This window comes from Thalassotalea coralli (assembly GCF_055786205.1).
The window spans coordinates 287,393-310,190 of sequence record NZ_JBVVBK010000003.1; the positions used below are offsets into that span (position 1 = coordinate 287,393).

Sequence of the window (22,798 nt, forward strand, 5' to 3'; positions counted from 1 at the left end):
CGACCTGTCAGTAACGACTAAGGCATGACAAAAGTACGACAGCACAAGTGAAGCCTTTAAAAACAGCGTGTTAAACAATAAAGCAAAGAGTGGCTCGTCTTAGAGTTTCAGCTCAAATACGTTATAAATATTTGCTAGCTTTGGCTTTCTGCTTCAGATTCATACCATATTTGATACTTATCTCCTTGCCATTTTAACAAGGTAAACAAATAGCCTGTCGCCAAAATTAATAAACCACCCACTAGCGATGCTTCATCAATGAGGCCTAAGCAACAAAGAAGAAAGCCTAAAGGGTGGCAATAGACTTCCATCCTTTTAGCTGTTTGTCTGGTCGGCCGCATTTGAAGAAAGTTAAAGATAAACCAAACCTTCAATAAAATAGGTAAGTTTTTCCAATTTTCAGAGCTTTTATCCATCACTATATTCTCCTGATTCAATGTTTCGAGATTGACATCGAGAGCTGCAGCGAGACATTTTTGTGACTCTAAACTAGCATTCGCACCACTTTCTATGCGCTGGATGGTTCTGACATTTAAGCCTGACATTTGCGCGAGTTGCTCTTGGGATAGGCGACGGCTAATACGTAGTTCTTTTAAAATCACTGATGACTCCTGGGTTCTCGATAAGAAGAATTGCCTATTTTTACCACTGTCAGGTACGAAAGCACCCCGACATTAACCCGACAGCGCGCATTTTAGGTTAGATAATAGTCAATTATGAAGAAAGTGATGAGAGAAATCATCGCTACTTTATTTCCGATAATTACGATGACAATACTTTGCTTACGTTACCCAGTTCTTCAGCAATGAGCAAAGAACAGTATTCACAAGCACTATTTAGCAATCTAGAACACAATAGTTTGGACTGGCTTTAATCTAGCGCCCCAATCAGGGGCTGGTACGCTTGGCTAAACCGTGTGGTGAAGCGAAACCGAGCCAAGCTTTAACAGTCCCGCACTTAATAGGCTTATTATGTTGCAGTGTAGCTACAACGATTAAACTAATTGATAAAATGATGGTAAGCAAAAGCTAGAACCCAGGCTACTAAGCCTAAAGCAATTAATGCTAAAATGCCTTTTCCTCTATAAGTGGAAACATCTGTACCGCAAACAGGACATTTGAAGCTAGAGTAGTGACCAGGCACTTTTATCTCTAATGGCTTAATTATGCTTCCACACTTTTTACACTGCTGACTCAAATACTCTCACCTGTAACATAACGCTTTAATAATAGGCAGAAAGTTATAGGCTACACTCCCGCCCTGCGGCAAGCCTATGACTTTATGTCCTTATTGATTGCCTTGTTATGCTTATATTACTCAAAATCTTCAGCGGGGTTACCTACCAGAGTAACCGCACAACCACCATATTTTTTAATGTAAGTAGACACTAAATTATAGCCTACCCAATAGCCCGCGCGGTTAGGTAATTTGGTCTTATCTTTTCCGCCAAAATATAACGGATAATCAAAATTACTATTACCTAAATCACTTACCATTAATTTATATAACTTGAGCCACTCGACCCCTTTAAGTTCTTCAAAGATATTAGGTAATTTTTTTCCATTGAAGTAGGTTTCAAAGTGACAAGCAAGACCTTCAGAAATTAGTACCTGATATAATGTTTCTTCTTTAACACCGTAGGAGGATCTCACTAAGTGATGAATCTCGTGAGCAATAACGGAAGCTAATTCGTTCCTGATTATCTCTGGAAGATCTTTCCTGTCAGTATCTAGTAATATGTCTATTACATAAGGGCTTGTTACACACCCTAAAATACCACTATCAGTTTTATACTCTTTTGGCGCTGGGCTTAAAACAATATCTACTTGAGGTAATTTAAGATAAGTATTTATTTCACCTAGAGCCTCTTGCCCCTTTTTCTCTAACAGGTCCAATACATTGTCAAATTTTGAAGAAGCATTTAAGACATTTAGCTTTGTATCCATAATTTCCATTTAACTCAATACTTGAAATAAGCATAACGCCCCAATGAGGGGCGGATAATGTTTGGCTATAATGCGTAGCGAAGCGGAACCGAGCAAGCTGTTAACAGTCCCGTTACTGCAAAGGCTTGTTATGTTTGCGCTATATTACACTCCCAACACAAGGCATCAAAATCGAATTTCTCTTCCATTTCTAGAGGTGAAAATACTTCCAGAACAGGATCTTTTACTGCTTGTGTAACAATAGCCAACCTCCAAAGTGGATCAGCTGATTTTGCCCGTTCTCTTCTAGAAAGAAAAAACCTTTGTTCTGGAGAAGTAGTTCCTTTAACTTCAACCTTTAATACTTCTTTATCTTTCTCGACCAGTAGATCATAACCACAATTATCTTTTTGTTTATCTGTGACTATATATTGGGATTTTTCATAGAAATCAGTAACAAAATTAATCGCAGCTATTTCTGTTCTATTTTTAGCTTTTACGTCAGGACTCTTTTTAGAAGTCACTGTTACTTCAACATCATCTTCCTGAGTTAGAAACAAGATACCATCTATATTTTCCGCTTTCCTATTCTTACGGTACTTTTCAATAGTGCTTTTGTCTTGAAGATATTTATCAGCTTTGTAATTTCCCAAATACTTCCAAGAATTGACAGTTTGTTTTACATAAACAGGTACAAATAAGCCAGATTCTAAGAACAACTTAGCATTACTTATTTTTCTCGGGCCTTTCCCAACAATTATTATATCTGGAGCCTCAGGGTTTTTATCAGTAGTTACCGCTAAGCCTTTGACTTCGCCATTCTTGGTTCGAATATAAGAATCGCCACCGGCAAGAACTTTAGAAAGTTCGTCTGTAGTTAAAGTTTTCAATAGAGACTCCAGAATCTAAGGCAGACATAACGCCTAAAAATAGGGCGTATAAAGCTTGGCTAAACTAGTATAGCGAAGCGGAATTGAGCCAAGCGTTAGCAGTCCCGTCACTTTATTGGCATGTCATATGTATTTCACAATTCTAATTGCTTTTCTAATCTTTTAATACGTTCAGCTAAAACAGATAAGCGACCTTGAGCCATAAAGAAACCACCACCCAAACCAAACAGGCAAGAATAGTAACTAATTGAGCCTGTTTGATAAGCTAATACTCCACCAGAAACAAGCATTAGTGCCCCAACTATTTTATTACCGTTGATATATCCACTTATTTCATTTGCATGTTTAGCGAGCTCTAGATCTGATAATGCTTTTGGTGAAGTGCTAACAAATATCCTAACCATTTTAAATCTCCATATTTTGTTGACGACTAATACATATAACGCCCCAATTAGGGACTGATAAATGCTTGGCTAAACTTGTGTAGCGAAGCGGAACCGAGCCAAACTTTAGCAGTACCGCCACTTTATTGGCTTGTTAGCTTTACCTTAAAGTCGACAGTTCAGTAGTAAACTTGTGTTTATCTAAAAGTTTAGGAAAATGTGTCTTTAAGTCATTTTTAATTATTTCTGTTTCATCAGTAATTTTTGACTGACCTGACATACTAAACGCACCTAGATCCAGTTGAGAATGAATATCCCCAATATAAGTAATTTCATTTGGCCTAATAGTAAATCCACCATTCAAATCCATATAGTAGTTTCCGAAAAGTATACGGAACCATTGATAGTCACCTGCCGGTAACGCAACAACTTTCAAATCATCGGCTTTAGAAAGAACAAACTTAGAACTTTTTTTCTTCCCACCTTTTTGACTAAACACAAATTCCAAATCAGCCAACAACGGGTTGTCATACCCATCCCAATTTGAATGGATTTTGGTTACCACAATCCCTTGGTTTGTTTCAATGCTTTGGTTAGCATTCATATTTTTTGTAGAACTAGCACATGCACTCAAAAATAAAACGACAATACAAATAACTAACTTATGATTAAACATCATCGTTGATGACACTCCCTTTAAAGCTAACGCCCCAATTAGGGACTGATAAATGCTTGGCTAAACTTGTGTAGCGAAGCGGAACCGAGCCAAACTTTAGCAGTACCGCTTTGAATTCTTGTTAGCAGTACTTTACACCCAAACATCATTTTCGGCTGTTAGCTCACCACCTGAATCACCCGTATTAACAACACCTTTAGGTTCAACAATCAAAATTTTGCATTCACTGTGTGCAACAGGCTTATGTTCTACACCTTTAGGGATTACAAACATTTCACCTGAATCAAGACTAACAACCCCATCACGGAATTCAATATTAAGAGTGCCTTCAATAACGATAAATACTTCATCTGTATTAGGATGGTCATGCCAAACAAATTCACCTTCAACTTTAACTAACTTAAATTGATAGTCATTCATCTCCGCAACAACACGAGGAGACCAGTGCTCAGTAAATTTCGAGAACTTATCTTCAAAGTTTATCGCATTAAACTTCATTTTCACTCCATACATTCATTTACTGCTAACGCCCCAATAAAGAGCTGGTAATGCTTGGCTAAAATTAGCGAAGAATGAGCGCCAGCCAAGCTTTAGGCCTTCCACGCATAATTGCCTTCTTAGGTTTTATACTATTTCTACCATTGGTTCATCAGGATCAAGGATATCAATCCAGCCGTACTTACCCTCATACTTATCTGCTGCATTTATCAATTTAGTTTCTAAATCAATGTAATAATTAGAAACAGGTCTATCTTTCATTGAAAACCTTGCCCACCATTTAGCTTTGTTTTGTGATTGAGTAACTTCAACTTCAACGTTTTCCAATTGTAGAGAAGATACAAGTGCTTCAGCTTGCGCTTTAGAATCAAAGACAAAGACATAAGTGAATGTATATAACTTATTTGGGTCAAGTTTCTTTTCAGTGGGGGTGCTTCGTTTTTTTAGATATATAAATACACCGATCACTACAGCGACAATAATGACACTCAAAAATATGGAGAAATCCATCAATATTCCCTATGAAACCTAACGCCCGCATAAGTGGCTAAAAACAGTTGGTTATAATCTAGCGAGGGACAAGCAAAAAACCAACTGTTTTGTGTCCCGGTACTTTATGCACTTGTAAGATGCATTTGCACGATAGAGCATACCTTACCTGCTTCAGAGCCTTTGCTTTTCTGATGGTACTCTGTTTTGAAGTCACCTTCGGGAACAATCATATCAACAGTTAATATATTTCTATTGAGTTCAATTATTTTGTCGTGAATGACATACCCCTTTTCCATAAAGGTTGCAGTACTAGCATGCATTTTTGATTTAATAATTGAATCTTCAATTCGCCATTTATTCCAGTAAAAATCTATCGATAATCTACCACTTTCACTAAAAGAGAAGTTCATTTCACATTTATCACCGCTATTGGTGTATTCGATAAATCCGTATGAACCAGATTCGTAGTTGTATGACCATGTTCCAACAATTAATTCAGCCAATTCAGTATCACTCTTTGGCAGGCATCCTTGAAGAAATAGAATCAAGATGAAAGTTAAAAATTTATACAAGACTAACCCCGTGTACCTAACGCCCCAATAAGGGGCAGATAAATGCTTGGCTAAACTCTGTAGCGAAGCGAAACTGAGCCAAGCTTTAGCAGTCCCGTCACTTGATTGGCTTATTAGGTGCTATTTCCTATATTTTAAATGTACATCACCACCGAAAGACTTTGAACCACTAGTAAACTGCTCCCAAGCCGACTCCGCTGTGTATTGTGGATTTAAGTCCGAAATATAATGTACGTGGCTCCCGCCAAATTTCCAATGGTTATTTTCAGTTGCCATATCTTTGAGATCAAAGTAGAAAAAATGCCAGAATTTAAAGTCTGGTGTGTAAAACATATGACCAACAGTCCACTTTCTCTCTCTGAACATTTGGTTAACTTTTGACATGGCTTTGATTGCACCACCTTCTAATTTACCGACACCGTTATTTGCAATGCCTTTTAAATCTTTATCTGTTAAATGAAGGTGTTCTGGTTGATGCTCTCTACAATGAATTTGGTGTAAGTATGGGAAAACATCAAGCTTTTCTGCTTGCGCTAACAATATGAGTTTAAAAAGACCATCACTAGATATTTCAATTTTTTTAGCTAGCTTTTTTACTTCTTTTAATTTTCTGCATTGCATCAAATCTAAAAGTGGTTTTAAGCTTTGCGAGTTATCAGTCATCGGCTTCCTTGCTCATAGCACCTAACGCCCGCATAAGGGGCTAAGTAATGTTTGGCTGCAATGTGTAGCGAAGCGAAACCGAGCCAAACGTTAGCAGTCCCGCACTTTAACAGCTTGTTAGGTAGTTTTATCTCTAAGCTTGAAATAACCACTATTAAGTAGTTTCGCTTTCAGCCAATTTATTAATTCATGGTTCAACTCTACATTGTTGCCCCATGTATTAGTTTCACCAAAAACACACCATTCATCAGATGAAATAGTTAAATGCTTTAACTTTCTGTCGCCACGGCACATATCAATGTAGATATGATATTCATCAAACCTACAACTAAATCCGTGCGGTTCCATAATCATTTTTAGAGCTTCTCTAAACTCATTATCTTTTGAGTCTGAAAAGAATGATACAAGCAACTCATCACTCGTATAGGATTTTTGAATACAGAACTCGAACACCAGTAACTACCTAACGCCCGCATAAGGGGCTGGTTAATAGTTTGCTAAAATGTGAAGCGGAGCGAAACCGAGCAAACTGTTAGCAGTCCCGTGCTTAATGCGCTTGTTAGGTGCTTATTGAAACCAATTACTAGGATACCATCTACACCAGGCTAAATCCCAAAACTGCTTATTAGATAATGGGTAGAAAAACTTCAATATTTCCCTGTAGCAAAAAAACACAGCAATGGTATTTACGATAAAAAGAAAGATTATACATACCAGAAAAACGATTCCAACTACACCTCTCGAGTATTCAGATTCTAAATACTCCCAAAGTGGTTGTAGCTTATACATCCCATAAAAACTAGGTAAAACACAAAATAAGGAAATCATGTGAGTAAGCAACTTATATCTAGTCTTTAACTGGTCAAGCATCATAAATACTCTAGGCACCTAACGCCCCAATAAGGGGCTGATAATGCTTGGCTAAACTGTGTAGCGGAGCGGAACCGAGCCAAGCTTTAGCAGTCCCTTCACTTAATGCGCTTGTTATATTGCTTAACAAACTCATTGTATTCAATACCCTTTAATTCCATTACATTTTCAATGACATAGTTGATTGCGCCATAAGTAAATGAAACTTCCATATTACGCTTAGTTTTTTCCTCTAGAACCACATCAAGCCTTTTTAATGGAGAAATTTCAAAATTTCTAACTTGGACAGGAAAAGTGGTTATAAGCTTCCCATCCTCACTCAATGTAACAATGACTTCCGATAATTCAGCTTTCATTGTTTTGTTTGGATAAACTAAAACGATCCAATTACTTTGAACATTTTCCGACGTTAACCTATATATACCCAACTCATTTGCTTGTTCAGGGGTTAAAGTTTTGGACGAAATTGAAACCGAAGAAGCCAAACTTAGAAAGGGAAAAAGCAACAAGATTAAAAGGCTTCGCATAACTCTCCTGCAATACAACGCCCCACTAAGGGGCAAATTAATGCTTGGCTATAATTTGGAACGCAGTGACAAAAGCCAAGCTTTATTTGTCCCGCTTAAGTTGCTTGTTAGCTGTACTTAACTCTTATCCAATTCGTATTTATAACCATAAGTATTTATATAGTCTCTTGCTAGGAAATACGTTGGAAAAACAGGGCTAGAACTCTTATTTCCATTAGTTTCAAAACGCCAAAAGTACAAAACACCTTCATCACTAATAGAGTAATCAATGTAGTCACAAAATGGTGCTTCAAGTATTTCATCCAGAATTGGCAAATCAGTACTTTTATAGTTCCATTTTTGCTTAATCAATTTCGCAGTATATGGGATTTCGTTTTGGTAATACCAAGTTCCTGAATTGACCACTTCTTCGGTTTCAATTTCTGCTTCCCATTTTGAGTGAAACTTGATGTTACTCATGATTTCCTTGTACAGCTAACGCCTTACCAATGGGCGCATAAATGCTTGGCTAAAATTAGCGACGAAGGAGCGCAAGCCAAGCGTTTTGCGTCCTTTTGAGTAACTTGTTAGCTAGCAGAAAACACATATTTGCGGCCTAAATAAATAAAATGTGCGGCTACAACTACAGGTATTAAAAGCCAAATAAGCTCTATATTTATACCTGACATAAACACAAATCCCAAAATTGAGCAAAAGCCGCAAATTATAAATAAACGTAATTTAATAAAAGATAAAAAATACTTATTAGGCTCTAATATATGCATCAAAACGGAGATAAACGCGAACATACCTAAAAAGCCGCCGACCTCTATTAGTAGCATAATCAGTGCGCCATAATAACCATCTAAAATACCCATGATTGAAATGGGAATAGTGATCAAGCCAAACCCTAACAATAAGACTAGAGGACCAAACCCAATTATGGCCTCAACAATGATCAAGAATTTATATAGAGGTCTCATGTGCTAGCTAACGCCCCAATAAGGGGATGGTAATAGCTTGCTAAACTGTGAAGCGAAGCGGAACCGAGCAAGCTGTTAGCAGTCCCGTGCTTGATTGGCTTGTTATGTTTTTTTTATTAATTTTCTTAATTCGTTAATAACATAAGATGTAGAACCAGCGCTTAATGTTACAGCTATTAATAATGGTTCAAATGTTTCACCATTCGGATTAGCGTACCAAGCATTTAAGATTAATACTGTGCCAAAAGACAAGCCGATCCATACACCATGTCCTATTTTAACTATAAAAATAATTAAATATTGAGGCACATTTTTTCCGTCTTCTATAAAAATTTCAATATTTCTTAAAGCGAATAAAAAAGCCGCAGGAATAAGCCAAAATCCTACCAAGCTATCCTCTTGGATAATTGGATAGCCAGAAGGAAAAAGGTTGGCTATTACTATAAAGCAAAGAAAGCCTAAAATATTGAGAATTACTTCTAATCTACTTTGCTTTTTAACCATTCCATTACTATTGATTTGAGTCATAACTATCCAAAAAACATAACGCCTCAATAAGAGGCATAAAATCAATTGGTTATACTTTAGCGAGGAACGAGCTACAAGCCAATTGATTTTTGTCGCTCACTTGATTGACTTGTTAGTTGCCTATTTAAACAGTAGCGGCAGCTCACCATCGATCCAAGCCTGTTCGGGAAAAGAGCCATTGTTTAAGCAAATCTTATTTCCAGAGTCTTCCTCAAATGGGAAATATACACACTTGTCTTTTACAGAAGTAGCCCAGTCATTAACTGCATACATACCTATCAGTTCACCAGATTTCGACAGAATTACTAACCTATGACCAGCTCTAGAATTATTATTAAAGTAATACGTATGATTATAGAGTTTAAATTTTCCGCTTAACTCACCCAGATATTCTGATTTTGTATTGAATTCTTCTTTGGAATCAGGATTGAAATTCAAATAATCTGTCGTTTGTGCGGCCTTAGCAAGTAACTCAATGTCGCTTAAAGCGACTGAAGAACAAAAAAATAAAAGCACACAGATTATAAAATTTCTCATGACTCTCCATAGGCAACTAACGCCCCAATAAGGGGCTGATTACGCTTGGCTATACTTGTGTAGCGTAGCGGAACTGAGCCAAGCTTTAGCAGTCCCGCACTTAATTGACTTGTTATATGAATTTAAACCAATAACGCTATGAAAGTGATGCGATAAATAAGACCACAAAAAACAAAATTACACAAATAGCTAGAATATTTCCGATGATTGCTAACGGCTTAGGTAGTTTCGTATATGAACCACCTGACAGGAAATACTTTTTTGGATTGGAATTGACTAATTCAACCAACTCATCTTTTTGCTGTTTATCAAGTTGAGAGAAATCTTTGTTAACTTTTCGCGAATGACGAACCGCTTTTATCAAGATAAAACCAACGAAAATTACGATGATGACTTCAACCATACCAAGATTCATATAACGCCCCGCTAAGGGGCAAATATTAGTTGGCTAAAATAAGTGACGCAGGAACAAAAGCCAACTGATATTTGTCCCATTGAGCGACTTGTTATACGTTTTTGCTACTTATTATGATGTTACAGGCTTTGAAAACATAATCTCGATAATATTCGATAGTTTCAACTAACTCTTTGTCAGCTCTAACTAGAAACTCTTTTGAACATTTTGACCTAACATGATTTAGCGGCAAATGATCTGTTTCAGAAGCTATTTCACCAAAGATATGATATTCCGTATCCCAGCATTGACCATATTTATTATTACCAATACGCAAAAGTTTAATTACATTATTTAAGTAATCGTCATCGCTTTTCAGCAACTTCTTCGCTATTTCAATTGCTTCTTCAGACACCGAACTTACACCATTCAATAGAAACGTATAACAGCGTATTAGCGTGAATTCTCATTAACACCAAATAAAATATTTTGTACCTAGTCACTTCACGCTAATTTTTATTTAATATTTTTAGTACGTTAGCAACAATTTATACAATCTTCAACGTAATATTGGCTCGGAGAAACCAAGAGTTTTATTTAACGAAGATGAAAATGGCTCGCTATGCATATAATGATTTTTAGATAGAAAAACGCGGTGGCACTTGGGTCTTGAACGCGCGCTAACGGGTATTTGCAGAATCACACAGTGATTCCTGCCGTGGTGCCACCAAAGCTATGTTAATCCGTGAACATAAGAATTTCAGAGAGAAAAGTGGGGTGGCATATGGGACTTGAACCCACGACAACTGGAATCACAATCCAGGGCTCTACCAACTGAGCTAATGCCACCACTGAGAAACGTTCGTTAGTAATACCAACGAAGTGCGCGAATTCTAATGCACATTGGAAATGCTGACAAGGATTATCATCAAAAAAGTGAAAATATTTGTTAGAATTAGAGCAATTGATATTTACGAGGATCCGTCATGGCTTTAGACAAATTAATGGAGCAACTTTCTTCGTTAAACAAAGAGGGGAAGCCAGCCTTACCTCCTGTTGACTTATGGGATCCGGCATATTGCGGTGAGATTGACCTGCAAATAAAAAGTGATGGCAGTTGGTTTTATAATGGCACGCCATTTAAACGAATTGCTTTGGTAAAGTTGTTTGCCTCTGTTTTGAAACGCGAAGGGGATGAATACTTTTTAGTAACCCCTGTAGAGAAAGTAAAAATACAGGTAGATGACTGCCCTTTTGTCCTCTCACAATGGGAGTGGAGTGACGATACAAATACAACCATGGCGGTGGCCACTAATTTAGATGATGCTTTTTTACTCGATTTACAGCACCCGGTCATCTTAAATGATGATGGTACGTTAGAAGTGACTGTAAGGCGCAATTTAACGGCAAAAGTACACCGCAATGTTTATTATCAGTGGGTTGATTTAGCGAAAGAAAATGCTGTAAACGGTAAGCCCGCCATGACGTTTACCAGTGGCGAGCAAACTATTAACCTTGGTTTTATCTAGCGTTATAGCTCACAGCATCTAATGAGTATCGAGCCTTAAGCTAAATAACGCGTGAAAAACGCTGCTGATTTAAGTGCTGCTTCATATAAGCATCAAACGTCATGCAAATGATGCGAATTAACAAACGGGCGCGCTGCGAGACGTGAATAGTGTCTTCAGTTAAGGTTACGATACCATCTTCAACAAAACACCTTAGCATCTCCAGCTCTTCGCTAAAGTACTGGTCAAATTGAATACCGTACCTAGTTTCAATCTCAGCTTTGTTTAGATGCATGTTACACATAAGTTCGCGAATAACATCGCCACGAATTAAATCATCTTCACTTAACGTTACGCCTTTGTCGATTGCATGTGCTTTATCGTCGATGGCTTGATAATAGGTTTTTAGGTCTTTTTCGTTCTGGCTGTAGCAATTACCAATAGCGCTAATAGAAGATACACCTAAGCCTAGTAAGTCGCAGTTTCCGTGAGTGGTATATCCTTGGAAATTTCTATGTAGCGTTCCATTTTTCTGAGCAATGGCTAGTTCATCCGTTGGTTTAGCGAAATGATCCATACCGATAAAGTCGTAACCATAGTCACATAACGTTTCTATCGCTTGCTTCATTAACGCAAATTTTTGTGCGGCATTTGGCAACCACTCATCTCTCAGTTTACGCTGAGCGGCAAAGCGAGACGGCAAGTGAGCATAACTAAACAGCGAAATTCTATCGACATCCATTGCTTTCGCTTGTGCTAAGGTTCTGCCAAAAGTTTCCTGTGTTTGATGCGGTAAGCCGTAAATTAAGTCGACATTGATAGAATTAAAACCCACGGTTTTAGCATGAGCGATAAATTCAGCTAAGAATTCGGTCGATTGTACGCGGTTTATCGCTTCTTGAACTTTCTCGTCGATATCTTGAACGCCTAAGCTCAAACGATTGAAACCCAAACTCCATAAGTGATCTGCCAAGTCTAACTCAATTTCTCTAGGGTCTATTTCGATACCCATCTCAGCATCTTCGGCAAAGTTAAAATGGCTTTTTAACAACTGAGTTAAATGGGTAATTTGTTCTTTGGTTAAGAAACTTGGTGTCCCGCCGCCCCAATGCAGCTGTTTAACGGTGTAATCTTTAAAAAGCGAAGCACGCGATAATACTTCTTTTTCTAGATAATCTAGATAGATATCGGCTTTGTCACGATGACGAGTGACCACTTTATTACAGCCGCAGTAATAGCAAAGCGAATGACAAAACGGAATGTGAACATATAGCGACAGTTCACGGTTGGGTGACGCTTGAATCGCCGACGCCAAAGCAGCACTAGTAAAACCCGACTGAAACTCTAACGCAGTAGGGTAAGAGGTATACCGTGGGCCACTGGTGTTGTATTTGCTCAGAAGTGTAGGGTCAAAAAACTGTTCGGCTTGCATGAAATTTCCTAGTCATCAATCACCGAACAATTTTATTACATTTGCGTCAGCTCTTTGTTGATCAAACGCAACCTTTTGGTATTTATTTGTAACCTAAGAAGAGAAAAGAGGTTACTGCTTTAACGCAGTTAGTCTCTCTTCAGCATAGTTGTGCAGCAAGTCTAAATTAGCAAAAACATCGCTGTACAATTCGTTTTCGATTTTAGTGCGCTCTAAATCTAATTTCATTCGCTCTTTTTTAGCGAGCTTTTTACGCTCCTCTAATATCGGCATATGACTAATACGCTGATATAGCTCAAAAATTGCAGGAAATTCAAGACTCAAATTTTCGCTAGTTTTCAATGAATCTAATAACACACTTAAACGCCAACAGCCCTCTGAAATATCACATTGCTCTTCTTTCATTGCACGCACGATAATCACCACACTATCGAGCACCTTAACGTCGTGCGCCGCTAGTTTTTTTTGATGTTCTTGTTGGGCTTGTTCACGTTTTTTTTGTTGAGCTTTTACTTGAAACAATAAACGCCCTGCGTAAAAAGCTAAGCCGGCAATAATTAGTGCGCCAGCGATGATAAGCATCATCCAAGTTGTACTCATGATGGGATTTACTCTTTATCAGGGTCAAATACGTCAAAGTCTGCGTCTAGTTTATCCCACAAGGCGTCATCGTCTAAATCGCCTGCTGGATATTCGTCTTCACCTTCTTCATCGCTTTGAAGCTCAAGCAGCTGTTCTTGCAACTGATGATACTGCTCCATCAATTCGTTGAACACGTCCACTTCCGCTTCTGTTAACGCTTGTCCAGCTTCTTGCTTTTCTACAACCGCCTGTAACTCGGCATTGTTTTCAATAGCCTCTATTTGCTCGCTAATAGCATCAACACTTTGCGTGGTTTCCACAACGCGAATTTTCGCTATCGGTGACGATTTTTCAGCTTGTTTAACTGGCTTTTTCTTCTGCTGTGCTTGAGCTTTGATTGGTGCGCCTAATTCAATTGGCTTTTTACTGCCAATTCTTGGATCTTTTGCTTTATTCGACGTATTTGTCGTCGATTTTTTCTGGGCACCTTCTTGTTGGCGATTACCTGGCTTTTTACCGGTAGGCTTTCTTACGCGCTTTTCTTTCATTTCTGCCAGCTTTTTACGCTCTGCCTTAGAAAGCGTAATAGGAGCACTATTTGGATTTCTGGATTTTTTCTTGCGGGTCATAAACGCAATACTCAATTACTAACAATGATGTGTATTTTACTTTAGTTGAAGGTTTTTAGTTAGCGAAATTATTTTTAAATCGCCAAAAAGAAAAAACGGTGGCAATGCCACCGTTTCCGGAAATGATAGTTGCTGTTCTCAGCAAGTATATTATGTTCCTAATCTTATCTGGTTATCCTAACCTAAATTACAGTCCCTGTTGTCTGACAAATGTTCCCGATTTTTGTTTCTAGCTTCCCTTTACTTTGTATTTCTCGGTCTTCCTGACACTTTCTTGAGCTATCCTTTAACGTCCTCCCGGACTCTTTTAGTCATCATCCTGATGCTAAGTAAACCATCCATATTAAAAAAGAAAAATAGAATAATCAGCTTCCATACCTGAATATTACTGTCCTTTTTTTAGCGCTGTAGTGTTAACAGCTGCATATACTTTACCTGACTCAGAGGGGAGGACAAGCAAAATTTTGCACACTTATCGTACAATTATTGATTAGTAAATGTAACAATCTGTAACTCTTGACTATTTTCAGAGGTATTACCAGTTAATTCATCGTTAACACGGAGTTATAATGGCAAATGTCTTACAAGAGTAATGGTCTATTTCCTAATAATTTCCTTTGCTCATAAAAAAAGCCCCACCAAAAGGCGGGGCTTTTTATCACAAATGTTTAAATTTCGTGATTAATAACTTTATAACCTAGCTCTTCTAACTGAGGTTTAAGTGTTTTGGCGTCGCCAACAACTACCATCAACATCTCGTCTAAGTTTAAGTGTTTCTTAGCTAGTGCATTAATCTCGTCAGCAGAAATACTAGCAACGATGTCACTGCGCTCTTTAACAAAGCTTGGCGATAAATCATGCTCTAAAATCTGCGCTAAGAAGCTCAATTTAGCGCGAGGTGTTTCATACTTTAACGCATCTTTTTGATTAATCGCGTTACGCATGAAAGCTAACTCTTCTGCTGTGATACCATTTTTGCTGTAGTTCTCAATTTCTTTAACAAACTCAACAATTGATTTATCAGTAGCATCAGCGCGAACTTCTGCAGACGCCGTGTAGAATCCTGCTAGCTTATCAGCACTAAAGTATGAACGAGCACCGTAGGTATAACCTTTGTCTTCACGTAGATTAAGGTTAATTCGGCTGTTAAATGCGCCACCTAACGGGAAGTTCATTAAGTAAGACTTATAGAACTCACCTGTAATATCACGAGTCATCGAGCGCTTACCAATACGAATAGCAGACTGTGCCGCGTCATCTTTATTCACTAAGTAAATAACACCCATTTTGGTTTCAGGCATGGCTAGCTCAAGATCTAACGCTTTACCTTTACCTTTCCACGGTTCAAAAACACTAATGGTTTTTTCAACCTGTGCTTGATCCATATCAGACACAACAATTAGCTGACTATTGGCAGGCTTAACTTGCGCATTGTAGAAAGCTTTAACGTCTTCAAGGGTAATATTGGCTAGTGTTTCTTCGCTACCACCACTTGGCTTAGCGGCAATGTTATCGGCGTGAAGCAATTGATAGTAAGCCGTTGAAGCTAAGTAGCCAGCATCTTTTTTACCATTAATAGCGCCTTGAATAGCATTACTTTTGTTACGCGCAAATTCAGACTCAACAAAGGCAGGAGACATCAATTTCTCATTCACCAAGGCTAATGTCGCATCAATGTTTTTCGTTAGGGTATTAATGCTAACGTTAAGGTATTTGTCGCTTGCAGAGATATAAACAGACGCACCTAGTTTGTCTAGCTCTTTACTCATATCTTCTGCGCTACGTTTAGTTGTTGACTCATTTAGCGTACGCGCCAATAAACTCACTAAACCTGCTTTATCTTTATCAACATAGTAGTTACCGGCTGGGATCTTGAGCAACATAGAAGTTGTTGGTGTTTCTGTGCTCTGTGCAGCTAACACTTTAATACCGTTACCAAGCGACTTGCGCCACATATCTGGCACACCAACCGCCTTGTTGGCGCCTGCTGTAGGGATTACGCTGCGGTCAAAGTTATCTGTTGCTTTACGCACTTTAAGATCGTTTGCCGTTACCTTAACAACAGAATCAAGATCGCGCTTCGGTGGTGTGAAATTATCTTTGGCAGCGATAAGATCTAACTTACCTTTAGGAACAACACTCATGATAACCGCGTGCTTATCTTTGATGTATTGATTATAAACACGCATAACATCGGCTTTAGTTACATTGTTATAACGTGCGATATCTTGCTCAATGTAATTAGGGTTACCAGTAAAAGTTTCATTGGCTGCTAATGCACTAACTTTTCCTGAAACACTTTGTAAGCCAAAGATAAAACCAGCTTCCATATCTGCTTTTACTTGCGCTAAATCATCATCTTGTACGCCACGAGTTTCAAACTCTACCAAGGTATCGCGAATAATCTTCTCGATATCGGCTAAGTTCTTACCTGACGCTGGATGAGGTAAAGCTAACAAGTTAAACGTACAAGCAAGCTCAGCACACGGGTGGCTTACTGACGCTTGTACTGCTAATTGGTTTTTCACCAAGTTCTTATAGAGCAATGAGGTTTTACCGCCACCTAAAATACTTGAAAGCACATCTAATGGCGCTTCGTCTTCATGACGAACTGATACTGTTGGGTAAGACATGTAAACTAATGGTAAGTGAACATTATCTTCCATCGAAATATAGCGGTCGGCATCAAGCGTTACTGCTGTTTTCTCAGGCATACCAACTTCTGGACCACGAGGGATAGAGCCGAAGTACTTTTTCACTAGTGTCAGTGTTTGTTCAACGTCAATATCACCACCAATAGTAACAGTAGCATTGTTTGGACCGTACCAGCGCAAGAAGAAAGCTTTAAGATCGTTAACATCTACACGATTTAAATCTTCCATGTAACCAATAACCGGCCAAGAATATGGATGGTTTACTGGATAAAGCGCTTCAGAAACACGCTCATTTAAACGACCATAAGGGCGGTTATCAATACGTTGTCCACGTTCGTTCTTCACTGTTTCACGTTGTACTTCAAACTTTTCCTGCGTAACAGCATCTACCAAAAAGCCCATGCGATCGGCTTCTAGCCAAAGCATTTTCTCAAGTTGGTTTGCCGGTACTGTTTGGAAGTAGTTAGTACGGTCTGAGTTAGTGGTACCGTTCATGGTACCACCTGCTTCAGTCACTAATTTAAAGTGTTGTTCGTCTGCTACGTTTTCTGAGCCTTGGAACATCATGTGTTCAAAAAAGTGAGCAAAACCTGACTTGCCAATATCTTCTCTACCTGAGCCGACATGATAAGTAACATCAACATGCACTAGCGGGTCTGAATTATCTTCATGAAGAATAACCGTTAACCCGTTATCTAACTCATACTTACGATAAGGAATAACCGTTTTACCCGGCTGCGCTTTTACTTGCTCAACCAAGTTTACACCAGCAATTGCAGACTGTTCTGTCTTACTTGCTGCTGACGTAGTCGAATCTGTGGAGGTTTGCTGACACGCAGCCGTAGCGCATGCCAGTAACACCGGTAAAGTCCAATTTTTCAACGTTTATGCTTCCTTCTATTTATTTAATATTAAAGCCAACATCTTTAATGTTAACTTCCGAAATATCACCATACTTTTTCACTTGATCGCGAATGTCATTGGCATTGCCTACCACAACAAATTGTAAGTTTTCTTTAGGGAAATATTTTTTAATCAGCGATTTAGTTTTTTCTACCGTTAACGAATCCACTTGCTGTTCAAAGGTATTGATATACGCTTCATCGAAGTCGTAGCCATACATGTTTGATAGCAAATTAGCTAACGCGCCAGATGTTTCATACTTTGGTGGGAATTGACCTTTTACATAGGCTTTTGCTGAAGCTAATGTTTTTTCATCAATACCTTTGTTCCATAAACGCTGATACGTCTCTAACGCTAGGTCAATTGTTTCAATGGTGGTTGAAGTTTTCGTGTACGAGTAAACAGAGAAAGTACCGTCTTTACTGAACGAGTTGAAGCGACTACGAGCCCCATAAGTTAAACCAGCATTTACGCGTAATTCATCATTTAACCATGAAGTGAAACGACCACCTAAAATGGTGTTGATTACCGAAATACCAACGCTATCAGGGTTACTACGGGTAATGCCTTTGCCGCCGATTAAGAAAGTTGATTCGCGCGCATCGCCTTTATCAACTAATACTAGGTTAGATTTTTTCGCCGGTTTGGCTTTAGTTAACGTCGCTTGTTTTAATGGTGCTTTACTTGCTTTCCAGCTACCAAATAGCTTTTCCATACGCTTTTTCATGTTAGCGGCATCAAAGTCACCCACCACGATAACCGCGGCGTTGTTTGCTGCATACCATTTTGCATGATGTGCTTTTACTTGATCTAACGTGAGTTTCTCGATTGAATCTTGATTACCTTGAGGCGCAACACCGTAGCCTGCATTACCGAACAACAAACGGTTATAGTAATTGTTGATAACCGCACGTGGGCTCTCTTTACTTTGCGTTAAATTAAGTAAGTGACGCGTTTTCAACTTACCAAATTCGGTTTCGTCAAAGCGAGGGTTCAATACCACATCACGCAGGATTGGTAGAATTTCATCACTGTCTTTTTTTGCAAATGATGCTGAAACGCTACTAAATTCATAGTTGGCTGATGTAGAAATATCGGCACCAACAAAATCGACAGTTTCGTCAAAGGTAGCTTTATCTAAAGATTTTGTCCCTAACGATAAATTACGTGCAGTAAAGTAGCTAAGACCAGCTGCTGTACCATCGTCGATAGCGCCAACTTTGATTACCACGTTTACATCTATCAATGGAACTTCATTTTGCTCCATTAAATACAAAGTTAAACCATTGTCTAACGTTACTTTTTCATATGTTGGCAGCTTATAACCTGCCCAAGAAGCACTACTTGTAGCTAATAAACAACATGCAGCTAAAACATTAAAGATCTTCATCAGTAGAGTCCTCTTCAGATGATAAAACACCAACAGTGCGGTTTGCTTTTCTTAAGTATTTTTTCGCAACTTCCTGTACATCGGCTGCGGTTACTTTGCTGTAATACTCAGGCGCATTAAATAGTTTTTTATAATCGCCGAAGTACATTTCATAACTGCCAATAGTGTTGGCTTTACCGTTGATGGTAGACATGGTGCGATAGAAGTTTACTAGCTTAGCGTTTTTCACTTTTTGTAATTCACGCTCAGTAACACCTTCTTTAATGACTTTGTTGATTTGCTTGATAATACCTTTTTCTAATTGCTGCGCTGAAACATCTTTCGCGGCAACGCCGTAGATGTAGAAAAGGTTAGGATCTATCGTTTCAGGCACGTAACTAAATACCGTACTCGCGATTTGCTCACCGTTTACTAGGCTAGACTCCATACGAGAACTGTTACCTGACGTTAAAATATCTGACAAAATATCTAACGCATAGTAGTCAGGGTGTCTGTTTTCAGGAATGTGAAAGCCCATTAAAATATTAGGCGTAGTAACAGATTCTTTTCTTACGTAAACACGACGCTCACCTTTTTGCTCTGGCTCAATAGTATGAACTTTGCGTGGCTCAGGCTGTGCTGGAATTGGTTCGAAGTACTTCTTCGCTAATTTCTTTACTTGTTCAACGGTTACATCACCGGCAATAACAACAACAGCATTATTTGGCGCATAATACGTTTTGTGGAATTTACGCAAATCATCCATGGTCCAGTTTTCAATATCTGATTCGTGACCAATAACTGACCAGCTGTATGGATGTGCACGAAATGCCGCATTTTTTACTTCTTCAGAAATAGTACGGTAATTCGAGTTTTCTAAGCCAGTGCTGCGCTCAGACATGACGACTCCGCGCTCACTTTCAACCATAGACTCGTCAATGGCCAAATGAGCAATACGATCAGCTTCTAGGTCGAACATAGTTTCAATGGCAGATGCAGGGAACCAATCTGTGTAAACCGTTAAGTTCTCAGTCGCGTAAGCGTTGTTTGCGCCACCAGCTGCTTCCATGGTTCTGTCGAACATTTTCGGGCCGTATTTTTTCGCACCGTTAAACATCATGTGTTCAAAAAAGTGTGCTAAGCCAGTTATGCCAGGGTACTCGTTGCGTGAACCAACTTTCCAAAATAAGTACATATTGGCATTTGGAATAGAGTGATCTTCCAATACCATGATCTTCATCCCATTTTTCAGGGTGAAGCTTTTAACGTCGTCGACTTTGGTAGCAGACGCATGACTTGCCAAAAGCAAGGCGCTACAAGCAACCAGTGCCTTGAGTAACTTCATTATTTTTCTCCAACAAGTAATTTGCGTTCCCATGAGGCAAATTATGTATTTTTAATTTCGTTCTAAGAACGATCTCCCAACGTGAAATAGTAGCGCTTATTTTGCGAAGCAAACATCACTAGCTGCTATTTTTTGTTACAAAAATTTAACGGATATGACATACATTTTCTAGTAGTTGCGCTAGAAAGTAGGATAAATGGGCTAAATGTGGAAAGGTATTGTGAAAAAACTGGCCAGCAAGTTGTGCCGACCAGTTTTCATTCAACCGTAATTACTGTGAATTAGGTAAGGCTTCAAAGCCCATGTTGAATAACGTAAAGCCAAAAATGTCTGCATATTGCTCGATAGTTTTAGCAACTGGCGTACCTGCACCATGACCGGCATTAGTTTCAATACGGATCATCGTTGGTAATTCACCTGACTGTTTGTCTTGCAACTCAGCGGCAAATTTAAAGGAATGTGCAGGAACAACGCGGTCGTCATGATCGCCTGTGGTAATCAAAGTCGCAGGGTATTTTACCCCTTTTTTCACGTTGTGAATTGGCGAGTAACCTTTGAGGTAATTGAACATCTCTTCACTTTGTTCTGCTGTGCCATAGTCGTACGCCCAACCCGCTCCAGCTGTGAAAGTGTGATATCTCAACATATCTAAAACACCTACAGCAGGCAGCGCAACACGCACTAACTCTGGACGCTGCGTCATTACCGCACCAACTAATAAACCGCCATTAGAGCCGCCATTAATCGCTAAGTAATCAGAAGACGTGTATTTTTCATCAATGAGATACTCTGCAGCAGCAATGAAGTCGTCAAATACATTTTGTTTTTGCATTTGAGTACCCGCTTTGTGCCATTTTTTACCGTATTCACCGCCACCACGTAAGTTAGCCACAGCGTAAACGCCACCTTGCTCTAACCAAACTGCACGAGTCACACTAAAGCTTGGCGTTAAGCTCACGTTAAAGCCACCGTAACCATACAAAATAGTTGGGTTCTTGCCGTTAAGCTTAATGCCTTTTTTATACGTAATAATCATAGGTACTTTCGTACCGTCTTTCGAAGTGTAAAAAACCTGCTTTGATTCATATAGATCGCTGTCGAACTTTGCGCCAGATTTTCTAAAGACATCCGCTTTACCATTATCTACTTCAAACGAGTAAATCGTTGAAGGCGTTTTGTAATTAGTGAAGCTATAGAACAAAGTTTTGTCTTCTTTACGGCCAGAAAAACCGCTTGAGCTGCCAACGCCCGGCAGTTTTACGTCACGTACTTTTTTACCCTGGTAATCGTACTGACTCACCTTTGAAATGGCATCAACCATGTATTCTGCGAATATGTAGCCACCACCTTTACTCGGCGATAGTACATGTTCAGTTTCCGCGATAAAGTCTTGCCAGTTGGCAGGTTTAGGATCTTTTGCGTCTACCGTAACAATTTTCTTGTTAGGCGCATTTAAGTTGGTAACAAAATATAGTTTGCTATCAAGGTTATCTAACAAGTAAGTATCAGAGTTGGTGTCATCTAAAATGGTCACTAACTTGGCATCTTTCTTGGTTAAATCCTTGATGAACAAACGGTTACCAGAGGTGGAAACGGAGCCACTGATTAATAGGTATTTATCATCTTCTGTTACACGACCGCCAACATAACGATGCTTTTCAGCTGCTGTGCCACCGAAAACTAGAGTATCTTCTGATTGTTTAGTACCTAGCTTATGGTAGTAGAGTTTATGCTGATCGGTTTTAGCAGAAAGCTCGCTGCCTTTTGGTTTGTCATAGCTTGAATAATAGAAGCCTTCGTTACCAAACCAAGAAATACCAGAGAATTTAACATCAACTAATGGCTCTTCGATGATTTTCTTGGTTTCAACGTCCATCACCATCACTTTTCGCCAATCACTACCACCTTCAGAAATGGCATATGCAGCGATCGAGCCATCTTTTGAAAACGATAACGTAGACAATGACGTCGTACCGTCTTCACTGAAAGTGTTTGGATCTAAGAAAACTTCTGGCTCACCATTGCCTAATTGACGATAAACCACGTATTGGTTTTGTAGGCCGTTATTGCGATAAAAGTAAGTGTATTTGCCACGTGTAAATGGGGCCCCTACTTTTTCGTAGTTCCACATTTCAGCTAAACGATCTTTTAATTGCTCACGATATGGAATGTTGTCTAAGTAATCAAAAGTCACTTTATTTTGATCTTTAACCCACTTAGCGGTTTCATCACTCATGTCATCTTCAAGCCAGCGGTAAGGGTCAGCAACTTTGTTACCAAAGTAAATATCAATTGTTGAGCCTTTTTCTGTTTTTGGATATTGATGACCTTTTTCGGTATCAGGTGTGCTCGCAAATGTGCTGGCTTGCACTAGCGCTCCTCCCGCAAAAACTAAACTTGCCAAAAGCGGCGATTTGATTCTCATGTATGCCTCATAAATTTTTATTTTTGTTCAAATT

At 38.9% G+C, this 22,798-nt stretch carries 25 protein-coding genes and 1 tRNA gene; 1 reads left to right on the forward strand and 25 read right to left on the reverse strand.

Annotation, left to right across the window (positions count from 1 at the left end):
* Window positions 1-134 precede the first annotated feature (134 nt).
* The 18 genes from ACOB80_RS09490 to ACOB80_RS09575 all read right to left on the reverse strand — a co-directional run bounded on the left by ACOB80_RS09490 (window position 135) and on the right by ACOB80_RS09575 (window position 10,766).
* Complete coding sequence (locus tag ACOB80_RS09490; RefSeq protein ID WP_473165584.1) at window positions 135-602, reverse strand: helix-turn-helix domain-containing protein; 468 nt, start codon at window positions 600-602, stop codon at window positions 135-137.
* A gap of 711 nt (window positions 603-1,313) precedes the next feature.
* Window positions 1,314-1,955 carry a DUF2268 domain-containing putative Zn-dependent protease gene (locus ACOB80_RS09495; RefSeq protein WP_473165585.1) on the reverse strand — a complete coding sequence of 214 codons (642 nt, stop codon included), beginning with the start codon at window positions 1,953-1,955 and terminating at the stop codon, window positions 1,314-1,316.
* A gap of 119 nt (window positions 1,956-2,074) precedes the next feature.
* The gene (locus ACOB80_RS09500; RefSeq protein WP_473165586.1) at window positions 2,075-2,815 is read right to left on the reverse strand and encodes a protein NO VEIN domain-containing protein; all 741 of its coding nucleotides are present in this window, start codon (window positions 2,813-2,815) and stop codon (window positions 2,075-2,077) included.
* A 134-nt stretch (window positions 2,816-2,949) separates the two neighbouring features.
* Complete coding sequence (locus ACOB80_RS09505; protein WP_473165587.1) at window positions 2,950-3,219, reverse strand: hypothetical protein; 270 nt, start codon at window positions 3,217-3,219, stop codon at window positions 2,950-2,952.
* A 139-nt stretch (window positions 3,220-3,358) separates the two neighbouring features.
* Window positions 3,359-3,877 (reverse strand): hypothetical protein, encoded by a 519-nt coding sequence (locus tag ACOB80_RS09510; protein ID WP_473165588.1) that lies wholly within the window; start codon window positions 3,875-3,877, stop codon window positions 3,359-3,361.
* A gap of 129 nt (window positions 3,878-4,006) precedes the next feature.
* Window positions 4,007-4,372 (reverse strand): cupin domain-containing protein, encoded by a 366-nt coding sequence (locus tag ACOB80_RS09515; protein WP_473165589.1) that lies wholly within the window; start codon window positions 4,370-4,372, stop codon window positions 4,007-4,009.
* Between the two features lie 126 nt (window positions 4,373-4,498).
* A complete protein-coding gene (locus ACOB80_RS09520) occupies window positions 4,499-4,882 on the reverse strand; it encodes a ribonuclease E inhibitor RraB (protein ID WP_473165590.1) in 384 nt (127 codons plus the stop codon).
* A gap of 104 nt (window positions 4,883-4,986) precedes the next feature.
* Window positions 4,987-5,367: a hypothetical protein gene (locus ACOB80_RS09525; protein ID WP_473165591.1), complete on the reverse strand. Its 381-nt coding sequence runs from the start codon at window positions 5,365-5,367 to the stop codon at window positions 4,987-4,989.
* Between the two features lie 189 nt (window positions 5,368-5,556).
* A complete protein-coding gene (locus tag ACOB80_RS09530) occupies window positions 5,557-6,099 on the reverse strand; it encodes a hypothetical protein (protein ID WP_473165592.1) in 543 nt (180 codons plus the stop codon).
* A gap of 117 nt (window positions 6,100-6,216) precedes the next feature.
* On the reverse strand, window positions 6,217-6,453 hold the full coding sequence (locus ACOB80_RS09535; RefSeq protein WP_473165593.1) for a hypothetical protein: 237 nt from the start codon (window positions 6,451-6,453) through the stop codon (window positions 6,217-6,219).
* Window positions 6,454-7,067: 614 nt separating this feature from the next.
* On the reverse strand, window positions 7,068-7,496 hold the full coding sequence (locus ACOB80_RS09540; RefSeq protein WP_473165594.1) for a hypothetical protein: 429 nt from the start codon (window positions 7,494-7,496) through the stop codon (window positions 7,068-7,070).
* Window positions 7,497-7,613: 117 nt separating this feature from the next.
* On the reverse strand, window positions 7,614-7,955 hold the full coding sequence (locus ACOB80_RS09545; protein ID WP_473165595.1) for a hypothetical protein: 342 nt from the start codon (window positions 7,953-7,955) through the stop codon (window positions 7,614-7,616).
* Between the two features lie 107 nt (window positions 7,956-8,062).
* A complete protein-coding gene (locus ACOB80_RS09550; protein ID WP_473165596.1) occupies window positions 8,063-8,377 on the reverse strand; it encodes a hypothetical protein in 315 nt (104 codons plus the stop codon).
* A gap of 183 nt (window positions 8,378-8,560) precedes the next feature.
* Window positions 8,561-8,986: a hypothetical protein gene (locus tag ACOB80_RS09555; protein ID WP_473165597.1), complete on the reverse strand. Its 426-nt coding sequence runs from the start codon at window positions 8,984-8,986 to the stop codon at window positions 8,561-8,563.
* 120 nt (window positions 8,987-9,106) lie between these two features.
* Window positions 9,107-9,523 carry a hypothetical protein gene (locus ACOB80_RS09560; RefSeq protein ID WP_473165598.1) on the reverse strand — a complete coding sequence of 139 codons (417 nt, stop codon included), beginning with the start codon at window positions 9,521-9,523 and terminating at the stop codon, window positions 9,107-9,109.
* A 136-nt stretch (window positions 9,524-9,659) separates the two neighbouring features.
* Complete coding sequence (locus tag ACOB80_RS09565; RefSeq protein ID WP_473165599.1) at window positions 9,660-9,938, reverse strand: hypothetical protein; 279 nt, start codon at window positions 9,936-9,938, stop codon at window positions 9,660-9,662.
* Between the two features lie 91 nt (window positions 9,939-10,029).
* Window positions 10,030-10,332, reverse strand: coding sequence for a hypothetical protein (locus tag ACOB80_RS09570; protein ID WP_473165600.1), 303 nt, complete (start codon window positions 10,330-10,332; stop codon window positions 10,030-10,032).
* Between the two features lie 358 nt (window positions 10,333-10,690).
* Window positions 10,691-10,766, reverse strand: a tRNA-His gene (locus tag ACOB80_RS09575).
* A 137-nt stretch (window positions 10,767-10,903) separates the two neighbouring features.
* Here ACOB80_RS09575 and ACOB80_RS09580 point away from each other — a divergent pair.
* On the forward strand, window positions 10,904-11,446 hold the full coding sequence (locus ACOB80_RS09580; protein ID WP_473165601.1) for a DUF1285 domain-containing protein: 543 nt from the start codon (window positions 10,904-10,906) through the stop codon (window positions 11,444-11,446).
* A gap of 40 nt (window positions 11,447-11,486) precedes the next feature.
* Here ACOB80_RS09580 and hemN read toward each other — a convergent pair whose 3' ends face one another.
* The 7 genes from hemN to ACOB80_RS09615 form a co-directional block, all read right to left on the reverse strand.
* Window positions 11,487-12,857: an oxygen-independent coproporphyrinogen III oxidase gene (gene hemN, locus ACOB80_RS09585; protein ID WP_473165602.1), complete on the reverse strand. Its 1,371-nt coding sequence runs from the start codon at window positions 12,855-12,857 to the stop codon at window positions 11,487-11,489.
* Between the two features lie 111 nt (window positions 12,858-12,968).
* Window positions 12,969-13,457 (reverse strand): DUF2489 domain-containing protein, encoded by a 489-nt coding sequence (locus tag ACOB80_RS09590; RefSeq protein WP_473165603.1) that lies wholly within the window; start codon window positions 13,455-13,457, stop codon window positions 12,969-12,971.
* An 8-nt stretch (window positions 13,458-13,465) separates the two neighbouring features.
* Window positions 13,466-14,068, reverse strand: coding sequence for a GTPase-activating protein (locus tag ACOB80_RS09595; protein WP_473165604.1), 603 nt, complete (start codon window positions 14,066-14,068; stop codon window positions 13,466-13,468).
* Between the two features lie 668 nt (window positions 14,069-14,736).
* A complete protein-coding gene (locus ACOB80_RS09600; RefSeq protein ID WP_473165605.1) occupies window positions 14,737-17,604 on the reverse strand; it encodes an insulinase family protein in 2,868 nt (955 codons plus the stop codon).
* A 19-nt stretch (window positions 17,605-17,623) separates the two neighbouring features.
* On the reverse strand, window positions 17,624-19,015 hold the full coding sequence (locus ACOB80_RS09605; RefSeq protein WP_473165606.1) for a M16 family metallopeptidase: 1,392 nt from the start codon (window positions 19,013-19,015) through the stop codon (window positions 17,624-17,626).
* On the reverse strand, window positions 19,002-20,342 hold the full coding sequence (locus ACOB80_RS09610) for a M16 family metallopeptidase (RefSeq protein WP_473165870.1): 1,341 nt from the start codon (window positions 20,340-20,342) through the stop codon (window positions 19,002-19,004). The genes ACOB80_RS09605 and ACOB80_RS09610 overlap by 14 nt, the downstream gene beginning before the upstream one ends.
* Before the next feature lie 268 nt (window positions 20,343-20,610).
* On the reverse strand, window positions 20,611-22,764 hold the full coding sequence (locus tag ACOB80_RS09615) for a prolyl oligopeptidase family serine peptidase (protein ID WP_473165607.1): 2,154 nt from the start codon (window positions 22,762-22,764) through the stop codon (window positions 20,611-20,613).
* Window positions 22,765-22,798: the final 34 nt, after the last annotated feature.

Bases quoted from the DNA above. Each gene is read 5' to 3' on its own strand.
- ACOB80_RS09495 (WP_473165585.1), bottom strand. From the start codon at position 1,955: ATGGAAATTATGGATACAAAGCTAAATGTCTTAAATGCTTCTTCAAAA.
- ACOB80_RS09505 (WP_473165587.1), bottom strand. From the start codon at position 3,219: ATGGTTAGGATATTTGTTAGCACTTCACCAAAAGCATTATCAGATCTA.
- ACOB80_RS09510 (WP_473165588.1), bottom strand. From the start codon at position 3,877: ATGATGTTTAATCATAAGTTAGTTATTTGTATTGTCGTTTTATTTTTG.
- ACOB80_RS09515 (WP_473165589.1), bottom strand. From the start codon at position 4,372: ATGAAGTTTAATGCGATAAACTTTGAAGATAAGTTCTCGAAATTTACT.
- ACOB80_RS09520 (WP_473165590.1), bottom strand. From the start codon at position 4,882: ATGGATTTCTCCATATTTTTGAGTGTCATTATTGTCGCTGTAGTGATC.
- ACOB80_RS09530 (WP_473165592.1), bottom strand. From the start codon at position 6,099: ATGACTGATAACTCGCAAAGCTTAAAACCACTTTTAGATTTGATGCAA.
- ACOB80_RS09535 (WP_473165593.1), bottom strand. From the start codon at position 6,453: ATGATTATGGAACCGCACGGATTTAGTTGTAGGTTTGATGAATATCAT.
- ACOB80_RS09540 (WP_473165594.1), bottom strand. From the start codon at position 7,496: ATGCGAAGCCTTTTAATCTTGTTGCTTTTTCCCTTTCTAAGTTTGGCT.
- ACOB80_RS09545 (WP_473165595.1), bottom strand. From the start codon at position 7,955: ATGAGTAACATCAAGTTTCACTCAAAATGGGAAGCAGAAATTGAAACC.
- ACOB80_RS09555 (WP_473165597.1), bottom strand. From the start codon at position 8,986: ATGACTCAAATCAATAGTAATGGAATGGTTAAAAAGCAAAGTAGATTA.
- ACOB80_RS09560 (WP_473165598.1), bottom strand. From the start codon at position 9,523: ATGAGAAATTTTATAATCTGTGTGCTTTTATTTTTTTGTTCTTCAGTC.
- ACOB80_RS09565 (WP_473165599.1), bottom strand. From the start codon at position 9,938: ATGAATCTTGGTATGGTTGAAGTCATCATCGTAATTTTCGTTGGTTTT.
- ACOB80_RS09580 (WP_473165601.1), top strand. From the start codon at position 10,904: ATGGCTTTAGACAAATTAATGGAGCAACTTTCTTCGTTAAACAAAGAG.
- hemN (WP_473165602.1), bottom strand. From the start codon at position 12,857: ATGCAAGCCGAACAGTTTTTTGACCCTACACTTCTGAGCAAATACAAC.
- ACOB80_RS09590 (WP_473165603.1), bottom strand. From the start codon at position 13,457: ATGAGTACAACTTGGATGATGCTTATCATCGCTGGCGCACTAATTATT.
- ACOB80_RS09595 (WP_473165604.1), bottom strand. From the start codon at position 14,068: ATGACCCGCAAGAAAAAATCCAGAAATCCAAATAGTGCTCCTATTACG.
- ACOB80_RS09605 (WP_473165606.1), bottom strand. From the start codon at position 19,015: ATGAAGATCTTTAATGTTTTAGCTGCATGTTGTTTATTAGCTACAAGT.
- ACOB80_RS09615 (WP_473165607.1), bottom strand. From the start codon at position 22,764: ATGAGAATCAAATCGCCGCTTTTGGCAAGTTTAGTTTTTGCGGGAGGA.